The organism is Streptococcus chenjunshii, assembly GCF_003086355.1.
In the GTDB taxonomy this organism is placed as follows: domain Bacteria; phylum Bacillota; class Bacilli; order Lactobacillales; family Streptococcaceae; genus Streptococcus; species Streptococcus chenjunshii.
Window position 1 is genome coordinate 820357 of sequence record NZ_CP031733.1, and the last position, 21243, is coordinate 841599.

At 42.5% G+C, this 21243-nt stretch carries 16 protein-coding genes and 1 pseudogene; 11 read left to right on the forward strand and 6 right to left on the reverse strand.

Annotation, left to right across the window (positions count from 1 at the left end):
* Positions 1–237: 237 nt before the first annotated feature.
* Entirely contained in the window at positions 238–1110 is an 873-nt protein-coding gene (gene citG / locus DDV21_RS04135; protein WP_116878924.1) for a triphosphoribosyl-dephospho-CoA synthase CitG, read from the reverse strand.
* On the reverse strand, positions 1103–1798 hold the full coding sequence (locus DDV21_RS04140; protein WP_116878925.1) for a GntR family transcriptional regulator: 696 nt from the start codon (positions 1796–1798) through the stop codon (positions 1103–1105). The genes citG and DDV21_RS04140 overlap by 8 nt, the downstream gene beginning before the upstream one ends.
* A gap of 269 nt (positions 1799–2067) precedes the next feature.
* Between DDV21_RS04140 and DDV21_RS04145 the strand changes: the two genes are divergently transcribed.
* From DDV21_RS04145 to DDV21_RS04160, 4 genes are all read left to right on the forward strand, one after another.
* A complete protein-coding gene (locus DDV21_RS04145; protein WP_003064009.1) occupies positions 2068–2331 on the forward strand; it encodes a phosphocarrier protein HPr in 264 nt (87 codons plus the stop codon).
* Between the two features lie 2 nt (positions 2332–2333).
* Positions 2334–4067, forward strand: a complete 1734-nt coding sequence (gene ptsP, locus DDV21_RS04150; protein WP_116878926.1) for a phosphoenolpyruvate--protein phosphotransferase — start codon at positions 2334–2336, stop codon at positions 4065–4067.
* 250 nt (positions 4068–4317) lie between these two features.
* The gene (locus DDV21_RS04155) at positions 4318–5745 is read left to right on the forward strand and encodes an NADP-dependent glyceraldehyde-3-phosphate dehydrogenase (protein ID WP_116878927.1); all 1428 of its coding nucleotides are present in this window, start codon (positions 4318–4320) and stop codon (positions 5743–5745) included.
* Positions 5746–6046: 301 nt separating this feature from the next.
* Entirely contained in the window at positions 6047–7699 is a 1653-nt protein-coding gene (locus DDV21_RS04160; RefSeq protein ID WP_116878928.1) for a phosphoenolpyruvate carboxykinase (ATP), read from the forward strand.
* A 307-nt stretch (positions 7700–8006) separates the two neighbouring features.
* Here the strand turns inward: DDV21_RS04160 and DDV21_RS04165 are convergent.
* Positions 8007–9531, reverse strand: a pseudogene (locus DDV21_RS04165) (IS3 family transposase).
* Between the two features lie 135 nt (positions 9532–9666).
* Positions 9667–10755: a DEAD/DEAH box helicase gene (locus DDV21_RS04170; protein WP_116878770.1), complete on the reverse strand. Its 1089-nt coding sequence runs from the start codon at positions 10753–10755 to the stop codon at positions 9667–9669.
* A 201-nt stretch (positions 10756–10956) separates the two neighbouring features.
* Here DDV21_RS04170 and udk point away from each other — a divergent pair, with 201 nt between their 5' ends.
* From udk to DDV21_RS04205, 7 genes are all read left to right on the forward strand, one after another.
* Positions 10957–11583 (forward strand): uridine kinase, encoded by a 627-nt coding sequence (gene udk, locus DDV21_RS04175; RefSeq protein ID WP_116878771.1) that lies wholly within the window; start codon positions 10957–10959, stop codon positions 11581–11583.
* Between the two features lie 97 nt (positions 11584–11680).
* Positions 11681–12121 (forward strand): GNAT family N-acetyltransferase, encoded by a 441-nt coding sequence (locus DDV21_RS04180; RefSeq protein ID WP_116878772.1) that lies wholly within the window; start codon positions 11681–11683, stop codon positions 12119–12121.
* Positions 12122–12445: 324 nt separating this feature from the next.
* On the forward strand, positions 12446–14005 hold the full coding sequence (locus DDV21_RS04185) for a 2-isopropylmalate synthase (protein ID WP_116878773.1): 1560 nt from the start codon (positions 12446–12448) through the stop codon (positions 14003–14005).
* Between the two features lie 515 nt (positions 14006–14520).
* Positions 14521–15558 (forward strand): 3-isopropylmalate dehydrogenase, encoded by a 1038-nt coding sequence (gene leuB / locus DDV21_RS04190; RefSeq protein ID WP_116878774.1) that lies wholly within the window; start codon positions 14521–14523, stop codon positions 15556–15558.
* Positions 15559–15679: 121 nt separating this feature from the next.
* Complete coding sequence (gene leuC / locus DDV21_RS04195) at positions 15680–17062, forward strand: 3-isopropylmalate dehydratase large subunit (protein ID WP_116878790.1); 1383 nt, start codon at positions 15680–15682, stop codon at positions 17060–17062.
* Between the two features lie 108 nt (positions 17063–17170).
* Positions 17171–17761 carry a 3-isopropylmalate dehydratase small subunit gene (gene leuD / locus DDV21_RS04200; RefSeq protein WP_116878775.1) on the forward strand — a complete coding sequence of 197 codons (591 nt, stop codon included), beginning with the start codon at positions 17171–17173 and terminating at the stop codon, positions 17759–17761.
* A 139-nt stretch (positions 17762–17900) separates the two neighbouring features.
* Positions 17901–18686, forward strand: a complete 786-nt coding sequence (locus DDV21_RS04205) for an L-threonylcarbamoyladenylate synthase (protein WP_116878776.1) — start codon at positions 17901–17903, stop codon at positions 18684–18686.
* A 98-nt stretch (positions 18687–18784) separates the two neighbouring features.
* Here the strand turns inward: DDV21_RS04205 and DDV21_RS04210 are convergent, their stop codons facing one another.
* Together DDV21_RS04210 and DDV21_RS04215 are read right to left on the reverse strand one after the other, a co-directional pair.
* Positions 18785–19402: a Type 1 glutamine amidotransferase-like domain-containing protein gene (locus DDV21_RS04210; protein ID WP_116878777.1), complete on the reverse strand. Its 618-nt coding sequence runs from the start codon at positions 19400–19402 to the stop codon at positions 18785–18787.
* Between the two features lie 78 nt (positions 19403–19480).
* A complete protein-coding gene (locus tag DDV21_RS04215; protein WP_116878778.1) occupies positions 19481–20449 on the reverse strand; it encodes a hypothetical protein in 969 nt (322 codons plus the stop codon).
* Positions 20450–21243: the final 794 nt, after the last annotated feature.

Below are 21243 nucleotides of genomic sequence, written 5' to 3' on the forward strand. Positions count from 1 at the left end.
TTTTAAAAAAGTGAAATAGACTTTTTAAAATGACCACTGTTTCCAATATACAAATTTATGAAAAGCTGAGAAAAGAAAACGGCCGAAAAAGTCAGTTTTATACATAAATCCAAACAGCTGATATAGCAAAAACGAATCCTTTTCGGTGAATTCCATAGTATGGAGCTGAAAGGGATTCGTTTTGGGTTTAGGCATCATTTAGGAATAAGGGAAAAGCCGGTATTCTTCGCTGCGAGCTTAAAGGAATCCTTCTAACTGAATAAAGAAGTAGCTGAGTGCCAAAAAATCAGCAGTACCTCCAGGACTGAGGTGTTTTTGGATAAGAAAGCGATCATAGTCAGAGAGCCATTGGCGGGTCTGCTCTGATGATAAGTTTTGACTGAGAGCGTTTCGGCTTTGTCTTTTTACGTTCTGCCAGACTGCTATCCCGCCTCTGTGGATGAGATTTCCATCCTCAACATGTGCCATAAGGAATATGGTCGCCTTGTGAAAGGCTTCCTCGGCGGAGCCATGCTCCAAGCTGTATCTCAGCATGGGGAGTAAGAGCTGCAGAGTCGGATAGCCGCCGGCCGCCTCCCCTCTGATTCCTTTAAGTCCGTACTCTAAGTAAAGTTTTTCACCATAGGAAAGAGTCTCCCTATTTTGCGTTTCAATCTGCTGAAAATCTTTCTCCATAGACTGACTGCAGATAGCAGGTATAAGCTTCAAAATGGCGGAGCTGTCTTCCGATGATAGTGGAAAAGATTTGGGATGGCCTTTTAAAAAGTAGCCTGCAGCACTGAGAATCAGAGCAAAGGAAAAATTGGCTCCTTTGTGAGTGTTGATACCTTTTGTTGCCTCAAACATCGCTTTTTCAGCTTCAATGCCAATCGATCTAACCTGTTCGAATAGGGCTTGCAGAGAACCTGAGTGATTCAGCCCTGCTTCGACATAATCCTTGAAAAAAGGAAATAGAGCCATACTGCTTTTAATAAAGAGAGGAAAGTCCATATCATCATGAGAGCCGTTATTAAACCGATCGACTAACCCTGGTTTAGGCGTCAGACTAAGTTCGTAAAGAAGAGCAGTAGAGGCCAGAGCTGCTATTGTGCGGGATAAAGGTTCAGTCAATTTGGCGTTTCTCCATTTCCTGAATGATAAATGTTAAGGAATGGCCAAGGTGTTCTGAAGTTACTCTTCTGATGGTTTCCTCGTCCCGCTTTTTCATTGCCTCGTAGAGTTGCCAATGTTCTTTCAGGGCAATATGGCGGCGTTCAGCTGCCCGAATGGAGACATCCCTAAAATACAGCAAATATTCTCTCAGCGTTTCGGCGATATTTTTCATGCGCGGCATCTGGCTCTTGTCATAGATAAACTGGTTGAAGTCAGTAAAATTTTTAAGGAGAAGATCAACCTGATCTGTGCGATCGAGATAGTCGCCATGCTTCAAAAGTTCTTTTAAATCATCAAAGTCCTCAGCTGTCATTAACTGAGCAGCTTTTGTTGTAGCCAAGATGTCAAGAGCTTTGCGAATATCGAAAATCTCATAAGCATCAGATATGCTGATTCCCTTAACAACTGTTCCGATTTTTGGGATGTGTTCCACAAGCCCTTCCTTGGTCAGCTCCTGAAGAGCATATCGGATAGGTGTCCGGCTGATATTGAGCAATTCGGCATATTCTTTTTCATTGATGCGTTCGCCGGCAGGAATTTCCCTGAGGATAATTGTTTTTCGAAAAGCATCGTACAGAGATTCTTTTAAAGTCTTCCGAGAACTCTGCTGAAAGTTTTTCTTAACAACTTCGATATATGGATTCATATTAACACCCTTTTACTTAGATAATGAGCAAAGTGTGACATGTACTTCTTCACTATATATTATACTTGATTTTAGCTTGAGAATAAAGTCAATGTGTATAAGAATGAGCACAATTTATGTTTGATTTAGCAGGTTTAATTTCATGGATAATTTTCAGAAAAAAAGCAGTCTAGCAATTGAAAAAAAAATAAAATTTGGTATAATACTAAGATGTAAGGGTTATCATAGGATAATTCAAAAATACACAAAATGAGAAGGAGAACCATACTATGGCTTCAAAAGATTTTCACATTGTTGCAGAAACAGGAATTCATGCACGTCCGGCTACTTTACTTGTGCAAACAGCTAGTAAATTTGCCTCAGATATCACTTTGGACTACAAAGGGAAAGCAGTAAACCTTAAGTCTATTATGGGAGTTATGAGCCTTGGTGTTGGTCAAGGCGCTGATGTGACGATCTCTGCAGAAGGCGCTGATGCTGATGATGCCCTTGCAGCAATCGAAGAAACGATGACTAAAGAAGGATTGGCATAATTATGACAGAAATGCTTAAAGGAATTGCAGCCTCTGACGGTGTTGCTGTTGCCAAAGCATATCTACTCGTTCAACCGGATTTGTCATTTGAGACTGTAACAGTCGAAGATACAAATGCAGAAGAGGCTCGTTTAGATGCAGCGCTGGAGGCATCGCAGAACGAGCTTTCTGTTATCCGCGAACAAGCCGTAGAAACGCTTGGTGAAGAAGCAGCTGCTGTGTTTGATGCTCATTTGATGGTCCTTGCTGACCCGGAAATGATTACACAGATTAAAGACACGATTCGGACAAAGCAGACTAATGCAGAAAGCAGCCTCAAAGAAGTAACTGATATGTTTATCACAATCTTTGAAGGTATGGAAGACAATCCTTATATGCAAGAACGTGCCGCTGATATTCGCGATGTTTCTAAGCGTGTTTTGGCACATCTTCTTGGTGTTAAGCTTCCAAATCCTGCCGCTATTGCTGAAGAATCTGTGGTCATTGCTCATGACTTGACACCTTCTGATACTGCACAGTTAAATAAACAATTTGTTAAGGCGTTTGTAACGAATATCGGAGGACGCACCAGCCATTCGGCTATTATGGCTCGGACGCTTGAGATTGCTGCCGTACTCGGGACCAATGACATCACCAGCCGTGTCAAAGACGGTGATATCGTCGCTGCTAACGGTATAACGGGAGAAGTCATCATTAACCCGACTGACGAGCAAATTGCTGAATTTAAAGCAGCCGGTGAAGCTTATGCTAAGCAAAAAGCTGAGTGGGCTCTGCTCAAGGACGCTCAAACTGTTACGGCTGACGGTAAACATTTTGAACTGGCAGCTAATATCGGAACGCCTAAAGATGTCGACGGAGTTAATGATAACGGCGCGGAAGCAGTCGGTCTTTACCGTACTGAATTCCTCTATATGGATTCCCAAGATTTTCCGACTGAAGATGAACAGTATGAAGCCTACAAGGCAGTTCTTGAAGGAATGAATGGAAAACCGGTTGTTGTTCGGACAATGGATATCGGCGGTGATAAGGAACTTCCGTATTTTGATTTGCCGAAAGAGATGAACCCGTTCCTTGGTTTCCGTGCCCTGCGTATCTCTATTTCAGAAACTGGGGATCAGATGTTCCGCACACAGATCCGTGCGCTTCTGCGGGCTTCTGTCCATGGACAGCTCCGCATCATGTTCCCAATGGTTGCACTGCTCAAAGAATTCCGTGCGGCTAAAGCGGTCTTCGATGAGGAAAAGGCAAATCTAAAAGCTGAAGGTGTTGCTGTTTCAGATGATATTCAAGTTGGTATCATGATTGAAATTCCTGCAGCGGCAATGCTGGCTGACCAATTTGCTAAAGAAGTGGACTTCTTCTCAATTGGAACTAATGACCTTATCCAATACACTATGGCTGCTGACCGTATGAATGAGCAAGTATCATATCTTTACCAGCCATATAACCCATCTATCCTTCGCTTGATTAACAACGTTATCAAGGCTGCTCATGCAGAAGGGAAATGGGCTGGTATGTGCGGTGAAATGGCCGGTGACCAGACAGCTGTACCGCTTCTTGTCGGCATGGGTCTTGACGAGTTCTCTATGTCAGCAACCTCAGTGCTTCGCACACGTAGCCTAATGAAAAAACTGGATACTGCTAAGATGCAGGAACTGGCTCAGCGGGCTTTGACAGAATGTGCAACACTGGATGAAGTTCTTGAACTTGAAAAAGAATACGTTGATTTTGACTAACCATAAAGAACCCTTGGAAACCCTAAATTTCAAGGGTTTTTTGCTTCTTCCAGAGTTGAAATATGACTGTCGGCAGAAAATTCATAAGATAAAAACGATTAAAGCAGGGAAAATTTTAAAAAAAAGAAATGCCAATAATGTTTAAATTTATAATGATGTCAAAATTTTCTGAATTTTTCTTGTAGCAAATAATTGAAAAAAGTTAAAAAAATGATAAAATGAAGTTATCATATTTGTAAGGAGACTTATATTGGCTAAGCAATACAAAAATTATGTCAATGGTGAGTGGAAACTCTCACAGGATGAAATTAAAATCTATGCTCCAGCTTCAGGTGAAGAGTTAGGCTCCGTTCCTGCTATGAGCACAGATGAAGTGGATTATGTCTATGCCTCTGCTAAGACAGCTTTCCCAGCCTGGCGCGCGCTTTCCTATGTTGAACGGGCAAACTATATACGCAAGGCCGCTGATATCTTGCACAGCAAAGCGGAAGCCATCGGTTCGGTTCTTTCTAAAGAAATTGCCAAAGGCCTCAAATCCTCTGTCGGTGAAGTGACACGTACAGTAGAAATTATGGAGTTTGCAGCTGCAGAAGGTGTTCGGACGCAAGGTGAGGTGCTTGAAGGTGGCAGTTTTGAGGCTGCCAGCAAGAGAAAAGTCGCTATGGTACGCCGTGAACCGGTTGGACTTGTTTTAGCCATTTCACCTTTTAACTATCCGGTCAATCTGGCTGGATCGAAAATTGCACCGGCTCTGATTACAGGAAATGTGGTAGCCTTTAAGCCACCGACACAAGGCTCAATTTCCGGTCTTCTTTTAGCAGAAGCCTTTGCCGAAGCCGGACTGCCGGCTGGTGTTTTCAATACCATTACCGGGCGGGGTTCTGTTATCGGCGATTACATTGTTGAGCATAAAGCTGTTGATTTTATCAACTTTACCGGTTCCACACCAGTCGGTGAAAATATCGGCCGTTTAGCTGGTATGCGTCCGATTATGCTGGAACTAGGCGGTAAAGATGCAGCTATTGTTCTTGAGGATGCAGATCTTGAACTGACAGCTAAACAGATTGTCGATGGGGCGTTTGGCTATTCCGGTCAGCGTTGTACAGCTGTTAAGCGTGTGCTTGTCATGGACAGTGTGGCAGATAAATTAGCTGAACTTATTGTTGAGCGTGTCGCTAACTTAACTGTAGGTATGCCTGAAGATAATACAGATATTACACCGCTGATTGATACCAAAGCGGCTGATTATGTAGAAGGTCTTATCGCGGATGCCAAAGAACAGGGTGCGACTGCCCTTACAGCAATTAAACGTGAAGGAAATACAATTTATCCGACAGTCTTTGACAATGTGACGACCGATATGCGTTTGGCTTGGGAAGAGCCGTTTGGTCCGGTGCTGCCGATTATCCGTGTTCATTCAGTTGAAGAGGCTATTCATATCGCTAATCAGTCTGAATTTGGCCTGCAGAGTGCTGTATTCACCAATGACTATCCTTTGGCCTTTAAGGTTGCAGAGCAGCTTGAGGTCGGCACTGTGCATATCAATAATAAAACACAGCGCGGTACAGATAACTTCCCATTCTTAGGTGCTAAAAAATCAGGTGTCAATACACAGGGAGTCAAATACTCCATTGAAGCTATGACCAGAATTAAATCAGTTGTCTTTGATATCAAATAAAATAAACTAAAACCCGTTTTTTCTAACAGTATGTTTGCTTGTGCATTTGCTGTTAGAAAGGCGGTTTTTTTTTTGTCTTATCAGCCAGACTTTTTAATGACCGGTAAACCAATGTGCTGGAACAAATGCCAAAAAAATCAGCGCAGATAGGTGCGGTCTCCGGCAGCACAAATCATTTGGGAAAAGCTGAATTTTACGAGAAGGAGTTTGAGTTGAGAACGATTGTTTGCTAAAAAATGATAACGCTTTCTTTTATTTGTGGTATAATAGGGATAACCTAATACAATCTAGGAGGAATTTAATGGTTACACGGAAACAATTTTCACCAGAAGAGATGAGTAAGGACAGTTCCTATTTTTCACCTTTGAAAACGATTGTTGAGACAGCTTTTTATGAAAACCAGGTTATTCCGATAAAAACTTTGGAAGAAGCTTATCAGCTGGCTTCGGTGGCAGCAGGAACTGTTGTTTTGGACATGCCTGTGATTCATACAAAAGAGCTGGGGCTGCCTTCCTATGCCCGAGTTTTGCTGACAAATTCCGGAGCGATTGTAGGCAGAACGGCTAAAGCAAGAAGAATTTACGGCAGAGACAGTGAAGAAGATGAACGTCTGCTGACAATTGCCAGAAGTGCTGTCTATCAGTCCCATAAAAGAAAATTTTATAAAGCCGATGCTATTGTCGGACTTGATGAGACTTTTATGGCCAGAGCACATCTGATGGTACCGGAAGAAGAAATTAATAATCTTTATTCTTGGCTGCTGAACTTTCAAATTTTGGATGAAGAATTCAAAAATCGCTTGAAAGTATCAAAACAATACGAAGAAGATGATATTTTTGTTTTCTTTGATCCGAAATGGTCCCATCCTGACTATCCGGATGGTTTAGCTTATTTTGATACGAGGCATAATTGTGTCATTATTCTTGGTCTAAATTATTTTGGAGAATTAAAGAAAGCGACACTGACCTTGGCTTGGGGTACTGCGGCACGGAACGGTTATGTAGCCTGTCACGGCGGTCTTAAGATTTTTAAGCAAAAACAAGGCAAAAAAGATAACAAAAATTACGTCGCTTCCTTTTTCGGTTTGTCCGGATCAGGAAAGTCAACCTTAACGCATGCCAAACATGACAATAAGTATGATATCAAAGTTTTGCACGATGATGCTTTTATTATCTCTATTAAAGATGGTTCCTCTGTTGCTTTAGAACCTGCTTATTTTGATAAAACTAATGATTATCCGACCGGTCATCCGGAACAGGATTATTTTGTCACCGTCCAGAACTGCGGTGTGACTTTGGATGAAAGCCGCCGTAAAAAATTAGTTACTGAAGATATTCGCAACGGTAACGGCCGGACCGTTAAATCTCGATTTGCCACTCCTAATCGGGTGGATCGGATTAATGAACCCATTAACGCGATTTTTTGGATTATGAAAGATGATTCGCTGCCGCCTTTGATTAAAATTAATGATCCGGTAGTGGCCACTACTATGGGATGTACATTAATGACCAAACGCTCTAATGCCGAAAATATTTCGGGAGCCAGTCAAAGCCTTGTTATTGAGCCTTTTGCTAATCCTTTCAGAGTCTATCCTCTGGTTGAAGATTATCGTAAGTTTCTGGCCCTGTTCAAGGCTGGAGTTGACTGCTATATTATTAATACCGGCCTTTATATGGGCAAAAGCATCCCTAAAAATACCAGTCTGAATATTATTGAGCAAATTGTTGAAAACAAGGGCACTTTCAAGCCTTTTGGACCTTTAAATCATTTTGAGTATCTGGAGCTGGATGGTTATCCTATTTCACGTTTTGATGAAAATTATAAGCAGCTGATTCGGGAAAGAATGCAGGTCCGCTTGAACTTCCTGCTGTCCTTTAACCAAAACTATCCTAAAACCGCTTTGCCTGTGAATTCTATCTCACGTTTAGAGGATGTTATTGAAAGTTTATCCTAAGACGGAATTCTGTTGACTTCGGCATCTTTAATTGAGCTTCTTAAAAATGAGAGCGGGACAACAATCGGTAAATTGTCATAACATGACGCTTTCGATTTTGCCGCCTCGCCTCCGCACAGTTGATTAGGCAGGCTGCTGTCCCTTGTGCAGCAAGGAATAAGAACTTCCAACCAACCGCTGCGCTAAACTCATCTGTTAAAAAAGGAAAACGAGGCAGGACTTTGAACAGCTCCCTGTCAAGTAGACAGTAAAATAATAAAAATAGTTAAGCAACCTGATTCCTGAATTCTAAGGGAGTCAGGTTATTTCATTTTGCCTGATAACGTTGGGTATTGTAAAAGTGGATATAGCGTTTGACATCAGTCACTAACTCCTCATAAGTTTTGAACGTCTTCAAGTCATAAGACTCCGTTTTGAAATGTCCCCAAAAACTTTCCATAGGAGCGTTATCAATACATTTTCCAACCCGTGACATGGATAGTGTTAGACCAGCCTGTCTAACAATATAACGATACTCCTTTGAGGTATATTGACTGCCACGGTCACTATGCAGTAAAGGTGTTGCATCAGGATTTAGCACTAAAGCTTTCTTAATGGTCTTTATCACCAGTGGATTGTCATTATGCTGACTGATTTCATAGGCAATGATTGAGCCATCATAAAGGTCTTTGATCACACTTAAATAAGCTTTCTTTCCTAAATCCTAAACCATACTGTAAGTAGGTCACATCTGTACACCATTTCTGATTAGGGGCACTGGCCACGATTAAGGAGATTCTCTCCATAGTCTTTATCGCCTGCTAGCGTACAAGAATGACGAGTACGCCGAATAACGGAACAGATTCCTAAAATAGCCATTAAGCGTCTTATCCGCTTGTTATTATAGGCTGTTCCCAGCTGACGATTGATGAAGGCTGTCATGCGGCGATAGCCTAAGATACCATTGTACCGCTTGTGACATTCCCTTATTTTTGTCATAAGTCTCTTATTAATCTTCTCAGACGCTGTTTCTTGGTGATTGAGCCATTTGTAATAACCTGACCGTGATACCTGTGATAGTCGGCAGAGAGACTGGATAGACATATCTGGTCTTTCATCATGATAGTCTTTAATCGCTTGAAATCGGCTTAAGTATTTTCCCTGTCTTATCGTTGCTTTCTGCGAGTGATGCCGTCTAACTTTTTTAGCAGACCAAGCTCCATTTCTAAGTATCGATTCCGTTCTTCCAATTGTTTGATTTTTAGTTGGCGTTTTTCTTCTGGGCTTAAGTTAGGCTTTGTTTCTAATCCCTTTCCTCGTCTATCCAACAGTCCTTGACGACCTTCTTGCTCAAATTTCCGTACCCAAGAATAGACCTGTTGGTAAGAAATACCGTATTTCTCTATGGCAGCTTGATAATCTTTCTCGTGGGCAATGGTGAAGTTGACAATGTCAACACGTTCTTCAAAAGTCGTTTGACGTCCTTGTCTCATATGACTGTATCCTTTACTAGTAGTTGTTAAGGTTTCACCACTAGTATAACGCTTTACCCACTTTCTGAGAACCTCATTACTGGAAATAGCATACCTTAAACAAATATCCCTTAGAGAGCCTTTACCAGAAAGGTCATCTTGAACGGCTTGATATTTTAGGACATAAGAATAGTTTTTCCATGTTCGCCTGTCTTTTAGAGCTGTCACACCATATTTTTGATAACGAGTTAGCCATCTATTAATCGTTGAGGAATCAACTTGATAGTATCGACTTAACTGTTCAACTGATTTTTCATGATCAAGAGCTCATTGAATAATCGCTAGCTTTTCCTCTACTGATTTTGGACTTTTTTTAGACATACGAAAACTCCTCCTATAGTTTCTAGTGACTTTTTGTTTTTTCACTGTCCACTATAAGGGGAGTATATTAAAGTCCTGCCTCGTTTATTTTTTCGTTTTGCTGACCATATTTTATAGGCTGGTGCTTTTTGAAAATTATTGTCCTTTGCTGCGGAGCTCTTGGTTTTTGAGGAAAATTTCTGAGACAGGAGCGTATTTTTTGAGTTTTTTGAGCTCTTCTTTATGACTGATGAAAGTAATAACTGTGCCGGTCTGCCCCATTCTGCCTGTTCTGCCGGACCGGTGAGTGTAGGTATCCCTGTCGTGAGGGGGTTCGAAATTAATAACGTATTCGAGCCCTTCAATATCAATTCCTCTGGCGGCTAAATCGGTAGCCAGAAGGAGGGACAATTCATGGTCTTTGAAGTGTTCAAGTGTTTCCTTGCGCTGTTTTTTGCCAACATCACTGGCAATAGAAGCTACGGAGAGCTGTCTGTACTGCAGGCGTTCCTCGCAGGCTCCTAAATCAGAAAGACTATTAAAGAAAACAAGAGCCCGAAAATCGGGGATGTTGGCAAATTTTCTGAGCAGTTCTATGCGGCTGCGTTTATCCGTCTGAATGTAATAGTGAGCGATTCGGTCGAGTTTCTGTTCAGATAAATCCACCACTATGGTGCCGTCTTCTAAACGGTCTTTGTCTATTTTTTGAGTGGCTCCCATATAGACGATCTGCTGCCTGCGTGCAACACGCTTGATAATATTTTCAGCGAAAGAATACTGTGTTCCTTTCAGAAGCTCATCAAATTCGTCCAGAATAATGGTGTTAACAGCCATCATCTTAATTTTTTTGAGTTTAACCAGCTCAAAGACACGTCCCGGTGTTCCAATAAGTATTTCAGGTCCTTTCTTCAGCCGATCGATCTGCCGTTTTTGGCTGGCACCTGAGATAAAGAGCTGAGCAATCAAATGAAGCGGTTCTGCCCAGTCCTTAGCCACCTTGAAAATTTGGGCGGCCAATTCGGTATTGGGTGCCAGAATCAGCAGCTGCTGTGCTTGACCTTTCTTTAGCCTGAGCAGACTGGGAAAAAGGTAGGCCAGCGTCTTGCCTGTCCCAGTTGGACTGATACCTAGGACATGTTTATCCTGAGAAATAGCCTTAAACACTTCTTTTTGGATGGGGGTCAGTTCTGTAAAATGGTTCTGTTCTAATTTTTTTTGCCATACGTGAGGGAATGCTGAAATCATTACTTTTCCTATTCTAAAATTGATTTACTGCTTTTATTATAGCATGAATTAGGGTAAAATAAGTAAAAAGACTGATTTATACCCTTTGAATTCAAAATGATGCAAGATTAGATTACTCATGTGCATACGGCTGTCGCTTGCGGTATGCAGCCTGCTTTTGCCTCTTTTGGTTTCCAGTATTTATGAGATTTGGAGCAAGAAATGCCTAAAAAACCGATTATTATAGGTGTAACCGGCGGTTCTGGTAGCGGAAAAACCAGTGTTTCCCGCGCTATTCTGTCACATTTTCCAGATGCCAGAATCGCTATGATTGAACATGATTCTTACTATAAGGATCAGAGCCACTTAACTTTTGATGAACGTGTAACAACAAATTATGATCATCCTTTGGCTTTTGATACAGCTTTTATGATTGAGCACATCAATGAATTGATCGCCGGCCGGCCGGTCGATATTCCAATCTATGATTATACTCGCCATACTCGGAGCAAGCAGAGCTACCGTCAGGAACCTCAGGATGTGTTTATTGTTGAAGGTATCTTGGTTCTTGAGGATCAGCGTTTACGGGATTTGATGGATATTAAGCTTTTTGTGGATACAGATGATGATATCCGGATTATTCGCCGCATCAAGAGGGATATGGAAGAGAGAGGGCGCAGCCTGGATAGTATTATTGAGCAGTATATAACTGTTGTCAAACCGATGTACCATCAGTTTATTGAGCCAACTAAACGCTATGCTGATATCGTGATTCCTGAAGGCGTTTCAAATACTGTAGCGATTGATTTGATTAATACTAAGGTTGCCAGCATTTTAAACCAAAAATAAGAAATGACTCCTCAAAAAGTTTTATGCTGTTTCTGCAGCCAGTCCTAAAAGATTAGTCTAACTTTTGTAGTTTTCTGTACAGAAGGGGGAGAAACAGATGTTTATTCGGACTATGCGACTTGAAGATTATGATACACTTTACCAGCTTTGGCTGTCCTGTCAGGGAATGGGTTTAAATAATCTGGATGATTCAAGGGAAGGTGTTGCTGTATTTTTAAAGCGCAACCCCCATACCTGTTTTGTTGCAGAAGACAAAGGCACTTTGCTTGGGGCTATTATGGCTGGACATGACGGACGGCGGGGCTATATTTATCATACTGCTGTCCATCCGGATCATCGCCGGCAAAAAATAGCAAGCAGGCTGACGGAACACAGCTTAGAAGCTTTACAAAAAGAAGGGATTCATAAAGTTGCTCTGCTTGTTTTTAGTAAAAATCAAGCAGCAAATGCCTTCTGGGAAAACATGGGATTTAGCAGCCGTGATGATGTTACTTACCGTAATAAGGCGGTCAGTTCATTGATTCGGATAGATACATGAAAGTAGACTGCCGTCATATTTCCGCTTTTTTCAAAATTTGGCTATTGACAAAATAGTCAGAAAATTATATCATGTTAACAAGTTATAAGGAAGGGAATAAGTCAAATGCCATTCACAGTGAAAGTTGTTTTACTATTGCGGGATGTGGGCTAATGCAAAAGCATTAGTCCTGTTTGGCTTACCAAGCGGGAGTAAAGAAACATCTCGCTTGGAATTAACCTTGCGGGATGTTTTTTGTTAATGATTTGCTGCAGGCAGAGGAAGAGACAGGCTGTCATTCTGTGCTGTCTCAGTGCTAATCAGGATTTTAGAAGGTGGTTTTATATGCGTAAAATTGAGTTTCTTGATACAACCCTTCGCGATGGGGAGCAGACACCGGGAGTGAATTTTTCAGTTAAGGAAAAGGTTGCTATTGCTAAACAGTTGGAAAAATGGGGCATTTCTGCCATTGAAGCAGGTTTTCCGGCTGCTAGTCCGGATTCTTTTGAGGCAGCCAGACAGATTGCTGCCGCAATGACGAGGACAGCTGTGTCTGCCTTGGCGCGTTCGGTCAAATCAGATATTGATGCCTGCTATGAGGCAATTAAAGATGCTAAATACCCCCAGTGTCATGTTTTTATAGCGACCAGCCCTATTCACCGTGAATTCAAACTAAAAAAATCGAAAGAGGAAATCCTTGATATCATCAAAGAGCATGTCAGCTATGCACGGACAAAATTTGATGTAGTAGAATTCTCCCCCGAAGATGCGACACGCACCGAATTAGATTATCTTCTTCAGGTGGTACAGACAGCGGTAGATGCTGGGGCAAGGTATATTAATATCCCGGATACAGTTGGTTTCACAACTCCGAAAGAATATGGCGCTATCTTTGACTATCTGCTGAAAAATGTTAAAACAGAGCATGAGATTATTTTCAGCCCGCACTGCCATGATGATCTCGGTATGGCGACCGCCAATACTTTGTCAGCTATCAATAACGGTGCCGGCCGCATTGAAGGCACAATTAATGGTATTGGTGAGCGGGCCGGCAATGTAGCGCTTGAAGAAGTGGCAGTAGCTCTTAATATCCGTCAAGATTATTTCCAAGTGACTTCTGATATTGTACTCAATGAAACCATCAATACTTCGGAAATGGTGTCGCGTTATTCAGGTATTCCGATTCCAAAAAATAAGGCTGTTGTCGGCGGCAATGCTTTCTCACATGAATCAGGCATTCATCAAGACGGGGTTCTGAAAAATCCATTGACCTATGAAATCATTACTCCTGAACTGGTCGGAGTAAAGCAGAATTCACTGCCTTTGGGCAAACTTTCCGGCCGCCATGCCTTTGTTGAAAAATTAAAGGCTCTTGGTTTTGATTTTTCAGAATCGGAAATTGCTGATTTCTTTGCTAAATTTAAACAACTGGCTGACAAGAAACACGATATTACTGATGCGGATATTCAGGCTTTGGTTATCGGGAGAGAAGTTGAAAATCCAGAAGGTTTCCGCTTCAGCAATCTTAAGGTGACTTCAAATGCTGATGAAACCTTAACAGCCGCGGTATCCATGGTTAATGCTGATAATGAAGTGGTTGAAGTATTGGCTAACGGCCAAGGATCGGTTGAAGCTATCTTTAACGCTGTTGACAAGTTCTTTAATCAAACGGTTAGATTAGACAGTTACAATATCGAGGCTGTTACTGACGGTATTGATGCGCAGGCGCGTGTACTGGTTTCTGTTGAAAATATTGATACGGATACAATTTTTAATGCTTCAGGTCTTGATTTTGATGTCTTAAAAGCCAGTGCCATTGCCTATATCAATGCCAATACACTGGTTCAAAAGGAAAATGCCGGTGAGATTGGCCGTCAGTTGTCAGAACATGACTACCCGAATTAAGTAACCATAGAAACCAGTTCAGAACCAGAGGGAAGTTAGCTGTCAGTTTTGGCTTTGCCTGTTCAAGAAGATGGAAATTTGGGAAAAGACTGCAGATTGCTTGTCTTTTTCCAAGTTTGAGGTAGCCTTTGTATCTTGTGGAATTGAACACGGCCTAAAATCCTAATGAAAAAGATGAAGTCTGTCGCGGTGTAGGCCACCGCTCGTCCTTCCCTATTTTCATACGGATTTCTTAACGGCCTTTGTATCTTGTGGAACTGAACACGGCCTAAACGCTGTGAGAATACACAGGCAGTCCGAACTTGAAAATGGGGGAGTGAGGGAACCTAAAATTTGGGGTTCTGTACAAGGCTTAGCCAGCCGTAGATGACTGAAGGCTTTGCCGTCTTTGCAGCCGACCGTACCCTTCTAGTCATCCTGGCAGGGGTGCGTCTGCGAAATCGAAGATTTCGGACTTACCGCCTATTTTCTCTTTGCGTTTTTCACGGCCTTTGTATCTTGTGTAAGGAGATGAGATGATAAATATTGTAAGTTTAGCCGGCGATGGTATCGGGCCGGAAATTATGGCCGCAGGGCTTGAAGTATTAGCTGCAGCAGCTGAAAAAATTGGTTTTAAGTACAAGATTATTGAAAAGCCTTTTGGCGGTGCAGCTATCGCTGCCTGCGGAACGCCGCTTCCGGATGATACACTGCAGGCTGCTAAAGGAGCTGATGCTGTTTTATTGGCAGCAATCGGCAGTCCTGAGTATAATCAGGCTCCGATGCGTCCTGAACAAGGACTGCTTGCCTTGCGTAAGGAGCTTAAATTGTTTGCCAATATCCGACCGGTTCAGATTTTTCCGGCTCTCCGGCACTTGTCACCTCTCAAGGAAAAGCAGATTGATAGTGTAGATTTTGTGCTTGTTCGGGAACTGACTGGGGGCATCTATTTTGGAGAACATCGGCTTGAAAGCGAAAAAGCGTATGACGTTAATGCCTATTCGGCTGAGGAAATTCGCCGTATTCTGCGCAAAGCATTTACTATCGCCCGGCAGCGCCGTAAGAAAGTAACCAGCATTGATAAGGAAAATGTGCTGGCAACCTCTAAGCTGTGGCATCAACTGGCCGACCAAGTAGCAGCCGAATTCCCGGATGTAACGCTTGAACACCAGCTGGTTGACAGTGCTGCTATGCTAATCATTACTGACCCTTCCCGCTTTGATGTCATCGTGACCGAAAATCTTTTTGGCGATATCTTATCCGATGAAGCCTCTGTGTTGCCGGGAACATTAGGGGTTATGCCGTCAGCCAGCCATGCTGAAGATGGTCCCAGTCTTTATGAACCTATTCACGGCTCTGCTCCGGATATTGCAGGGCAAGGAATTGCTAATCCTATTTCAATGATTTTATCGGTTGCCATGATGCTGCGCGATTCCTTTGCTGAAGCAGCCGGTGCTGAAATGATTGAAAAGGCTGTGGCCGAAAGTCTGAACCAAGGCATTCTGACCAGAGATTTAGGGGGGACTGCCAGCACAGCCCAAGTAACCGCAGCTGTTGTAAATAATCTGAACTAAACATTTTTAGCCAAATCCTGAGATGAGAGATCCCATGGGACACACTATAGCAGGAGGCTTTCAGCTGAATCCGATCATGTTTCAGCTTTTTATGAAAACCTATTTAGTTGGGAGAGATAAGATGAGCGGAAAATCGATTTTTGATAAATTATGGGACAGGCATACCATAACCGGCAAAGAAGGCGAGCCTCAGCTCATGTATGTTGATCAGCATTATATTCATGAAGTGACCAGCCCTCAGGCTTTTGATGGGCTAAGGGAAGCAGGACGGCAGGTGCGCCGTCCGGATTTGACATTTGGGACCTTTGACCATAATGTGCCTACCGTTAATATCTATGATATCCGTGATGTGATTTCCAAAGCTCAGATGGATGCGCTGGCCCGTAATGTCAATGAGTTCGGTATTCCACATGCCAGCCACGGTTCTGAACATCAAGGAATTGTTCATATGGTCGGTCCGGAAACAGGGCGCACTCAGCCTGGAAAGTTCATTGTCTGCGGAGACAGCCATACCGCTACCCACGGCGCCTTTGGGGCTATTGGTTTTGGAATAGGCACAACGGAGGTTGAGCATGTTTTTGCAACCCAGACCATTTGGCAGGTTAAACCGAAAAAACTTTTAGTCAGGTTTATTGGCAAACCGCAAAAAGGGGTTTATTCTAAAGATTATGTTTTAGCCTTAATTGCCCGTTACGGTGTTGCCGTAGGGGTAGGCCATGTTGTTGAATATGTGGGCGAAGCCATCGATGCACTGACAATGGAAGAACGGATGACTATCTGCAATATGTCCATTGAATTCGGTTCTAAAATGGGGATTATGAATCCGGATCAAAAAACTTTTGACTATCTTAAGGATAAAGAACATGCTCCTAAGGATTTTGCCGCAGCAGTGGCAGACTGGCAAACCTTAGTATCCGATCCAGATGCTGAGTATGATAAAGTTATTGAATTGGATGTATCTGACTTAGCTCCTATGGTGACATGGGGGACCAACCCTTCTATGGGGGTAGAATTCGGTCGGCCTTTCCCAGAAATTCGTGATATGAATGATGAGCGTGCATACAGCTATATGGAGCTGAAGCCTGGACAGACAGCAGAAGATATTGAGTTAGGTTATGTTTTTTTAGGCTCATGCACCAACGCCCGCCTAAGCGACCTTAAGGAAGCGGCAAAATTTGTTAAGGGAAAGCATATTGCGGCCAATCTGACAGCTATTGTTGTTCCAGGAAGCCGGCCAGTTAAACGTGCAGCTGAAAAAATCGGCCTTGATAAAATATTTACAGACGCCGGTTTTGAGTGGCGCGAACCTGGGTGCTCCATGTGTTTGGGCATGAATCCTGATAAGGTTCCCGAAGGAATGCACTGTGCATCAACCAGCAATCGAAATTTTGAAGATCGGCAGGGGCAAGGGGCAAAAACACACTTATGCAGTCCTGCTATGGCAGCAGCAGCAGCTATAGCGGGCCACTTTATCGATGTTCGCCGGCTGCCGGAGGCAAACTGATCTAGCGTAAATGCCGATTAACGTTTGTGAGCTTGCTTCTTGGACTCAACAGGGAAATGGCTCATTTGAACAAACAGCAGCTTAAAATCCAACTGCTTGGAGAATGTGATGGACAAATTTACAGTTTATACGGGAACAACAGTTCCCTTGATGAATGATAATATTGATACCGACCAGATATTGCCAAAACAATTTTTGAAATTAATTGATAAAAAAGGTTTTGGGAAATATCTAATGTATGAGTGGCGCTACCTGGACGATAAATATACCGAAGATCCGGACTTTATTTTCAATCAGCCTGCTTATCGCAAGGCAACGATTTTGGTGACCGGTGATAATTTTGGTGCAGGCTCATCGCGGGAACATGCAGCCTGGGCCTTAGCGGATTATGGCTTCAAAGTGATTATTGCAGGTTCTTTTGGCGATATTCATTATAATAATGACCTGAACAATGGCGTTTTGCCGATTGTTCAGCCTTTAGAAGTAAGGCAAAAACTGGCTTCTTTAGATCCTGATGATGAGGTGACCGTCAATCTTCATGAGCAAAAGATTATCTCACCTGTCGGAGAGTTTCATTTCGATATCGACGGAGAATGGAAAAATAAACTGCTTAAGGGGCTTGATGATATCGGGATTACTCTGCAGTATGAAGAACTGATTGCTGATTATGAGAAGAGACGCCCCCGATACTGGCAGTGACAGCCGCAGCAGCTAGACTTGGTTATGCTGCTGGTTCAGGTCTGTCAGTTTGGAAAATTCAGAAAATTTATTGCTTTTTCACAGTGAGCATGATAAACTAATAAGGTATGATTAAAAATTAGATGGAGAATAATCTGTTATGACTAAACACATCCATTGGAATGGCGAGCTGTCGCAAGAAGGGCTTGACATTGTAAAAGGACAGGGAGGCGTTATTGTCTGTCCGACTAAAGTAGGTTACATCATTATGACAGCCGATAAAGAGGGGCTTGAGCGCAAGTTCGCCGCTAAGGAACGCAAGCGCAACAAACCGGGAGTAGTGCTCTGCGGCAGTATGGAAGAACTGCGTGCTCTTGCTCAGCTGACACCTGAAATCGATGCTTTTTACCAAAAACACTGGGATGAAGATATTCTTCTTGGCTGTATTCTCCCTTGGAAAAAAGAGGCTTATGACAAATTAAAAGCTTATGGTGACGGCCGTGAAGAACTGATGACAGACAGCCGCGGCACTTCCTGCTTTGTTATCAAATTTGGTGTAGCAGGTGAGCAAATTGCCAAAGAAATGTGGGAGAAAGAAGGCCGAATGGTCTATGCATCATCGGCCAACCCATCAGGAAAAGGCAATCGTGGTAAGGTAGAAGGCATTGGTGAGCGTATTGAATCTTATGTTGACCTTGTGATCGAGGCGGATGATTATGTTGCCTCCATCCAGCCTGATAAAACAGTGGATACACGTTATGAACAGGGCGTTATGGTATCAATGGTAGATGCTGATGGCCAACTCATTCCTGAACAGGGGGCCGGCAGCCGTTCCGTTTCCCCTTGCCCAGTTGTTATTCGCAAAGGGCTTGATATTGATAAAATTATGATGCACCTTTCGGATCATTTTAACTCTTGGGATTATCGCCAGGGCGAATATTATTAAAATGAGAAAAGAGCAGAAGCAGAATCCGTATTTCGCGAGAAATCGATTCTACTCCGCTCTTTTTTAGATACAGTCGTGTCATGTTTTAGTTCAATTGGCTATGATTCCAGCACAGTACAGTCATCTTCAGTGACCAAAACAGCCTGATGATTGTTGATAGGAAGTAGCTGAAGTTTATCCTGATAGCGATCCAATGTTTGCTGGCAAGCCGCTGCAAAAGGCTCTTCTCCGAAATGCGGTAAAACAGAAAAATCTATTAAAGCAAGCGCTTCTGTATCTGTTAGTTCCGCGGCCAAACCAGGGCTGTCCATGATCCCAGCATAGCTGATATCAGCAGCTGCGATAATAGCGCCGGCTGACTCACCGGCATAAAGCATCCCTTCTGATATGCGCCGGCGAATGACAGGCAGTAAGTTTTTCTTTTTTAATTCCTGCAAAAGATAAAACGTATTGCCCCCTGAAACAGCTAAGATTGAACAAGACTCTATTGCTTTGGCCGACTCACTTTCTGACAGTTCCGCAATATCCAGAGCGGTCACAGCTAAACCTAACTTCTCAAAGCCAGTGTAGACCTGCTCGATAAATTGTTTGTATTCTTCAACTTGAGCTGCTGTCGTAATAAACAGCATGTCCTGTTTTATCTTATATTTATCCAGCACCCTTAAAAATAAATCCTGTGTTTCCGCAAAAGATGATGTTAAAAATAATAAAGTCATTGAGGGCTCCTTTCTTCGGACAATTCAGCATTAGACCGGCGTAGATACCTGAACAAGCCTGCTCTCTTTTAAGAATAGTTATTTTCCAAGCTGAATATGAGGGAAATGCTGGCTCAGATACTCAAAAGTATCCTGTAACTGATCGTCTGTTTTTTTGCCGATATTTTTAATCGGGACACTATATTTTTTCTTATCATTATTTTTTAAGCCAATTAGAGATGACTGCCTGCTGACTGCGATGAGGGACCGTCTCACTGTCAGGATGTAATGATAGAGCTGAACAATTTCATTGAGATTCATGACACTCAGCCCTCGATAATCGCTGATTAAATGGTGTTTATAAATAATGATTTTCAGCTTTTCATCGTGAAAAGCTGCTTCAGAAACAAGAGAATCAAAAGAACCGTTTAATTCAGGATATTCTTGATAAAGTTCATCATAAGCTTGATTGACACGTTTTTTTGTGAAGAAAGCCGCTACAATGAAGAAAGCAGCAAGACCGCAGAAAATAATCCCTACGATATAAGAAGACCGCCGGTCATTTTGCAGCTGGGAAAGTGACACATAGTTGCCGTAAACAAAGTATTGGCCAATCTCTGATGAAGAATCGATAATCTCAGCAAGTGAAGCAGAATAGTTTTCAATCTGTTCTTGGTTGTTGTAATTGGCATTATAATATGTAACAGTTAATGACTCCGGACTGTCGGCCAGACTGTCCCCTTTTTTGATAAGCTGAGCAATTGTTTTATCATTTTCTTTAGCTTCCAGAGCTGCGTAGCCATCCCGGAAAGTGACAAGCCAAAGTACGGTGTTGTGGCCATCAATATCGGCAATCGGTTCATCGTAAATACCGTAAATATCAATAACAAGATTGCTGCCATTTTCAGCTACAGTGGACTGACCATTATAAACAGCGTTGTTGCTTTCAAGTCTTTTAATATCAGTGCTGTAATAATTAAAGATCATATAGCCTACCGCAATCAGTAAAAAAATAATACCTAAAACTAAATTAGCAACAAAACCTTTATTACGCTTTTCTTTTATCATAAAAACTCTCCTTCACCAAGATACCAAGGCCGTTAAGAAATCCGTATGAAAATGGCGGTAAGTCCGAAATCTGTGATTTCGCAGACGCGCCCCTGCCAAGATGACTAGAAGGGTGCGGGCGTCTGTTAAGACGGCAAAGCCTTCAGTCAGCTACGGCTAGGGTCGTTTAACAAGATGCTTGCATCACGCTGACAGGCATACTCACAGCGCAGCCACACTCGTACGTCAGCTTGCGCTTCCTACGATTGCGTCTCTTTTTCATTAGGATTTTAGGCCGTGTTCAGTTTCACCAAGATACAAAGGCCGTTAAGAACGCAAAGAGAAAATAGGCGGTAAGTCCGAAATCTGTGATTTCGCAGACGCACCCCTGCCAGGATGACTAGAAGGGTACGGTCGGCTGCAAAGACGGCAAAGCCTTCAGTCATCTACGGCTGGCTAAGCCTTGTACAGAACCCCAAATTTTAGGTTCCCTCACTCCCCCATTTTCAAGTTCGGACTGCCTGTGTATTCTCACAGCGTTTAGGCCGTGTTCCATTAATAACATAAGAGCCTGCTCTACAGTAAAAAAATCTAACTAATTTATATAAAAAATCTGATTCTGCCATTCAATCAAAAATTTACAGTTCGCCTGCAGAATGCGGCTCTCATTTTATAATAACAAACCAAGTATAGCACTAAGTAAATAAGATGGATATTAAGTTTTTATAACATCTTTGATAAAGTCAGCCTATTTAACCTGTTTTTCAGCCGGCAGCTAAATTTCCGAGTCAGTACTATAACTGATTTGCTGGAAC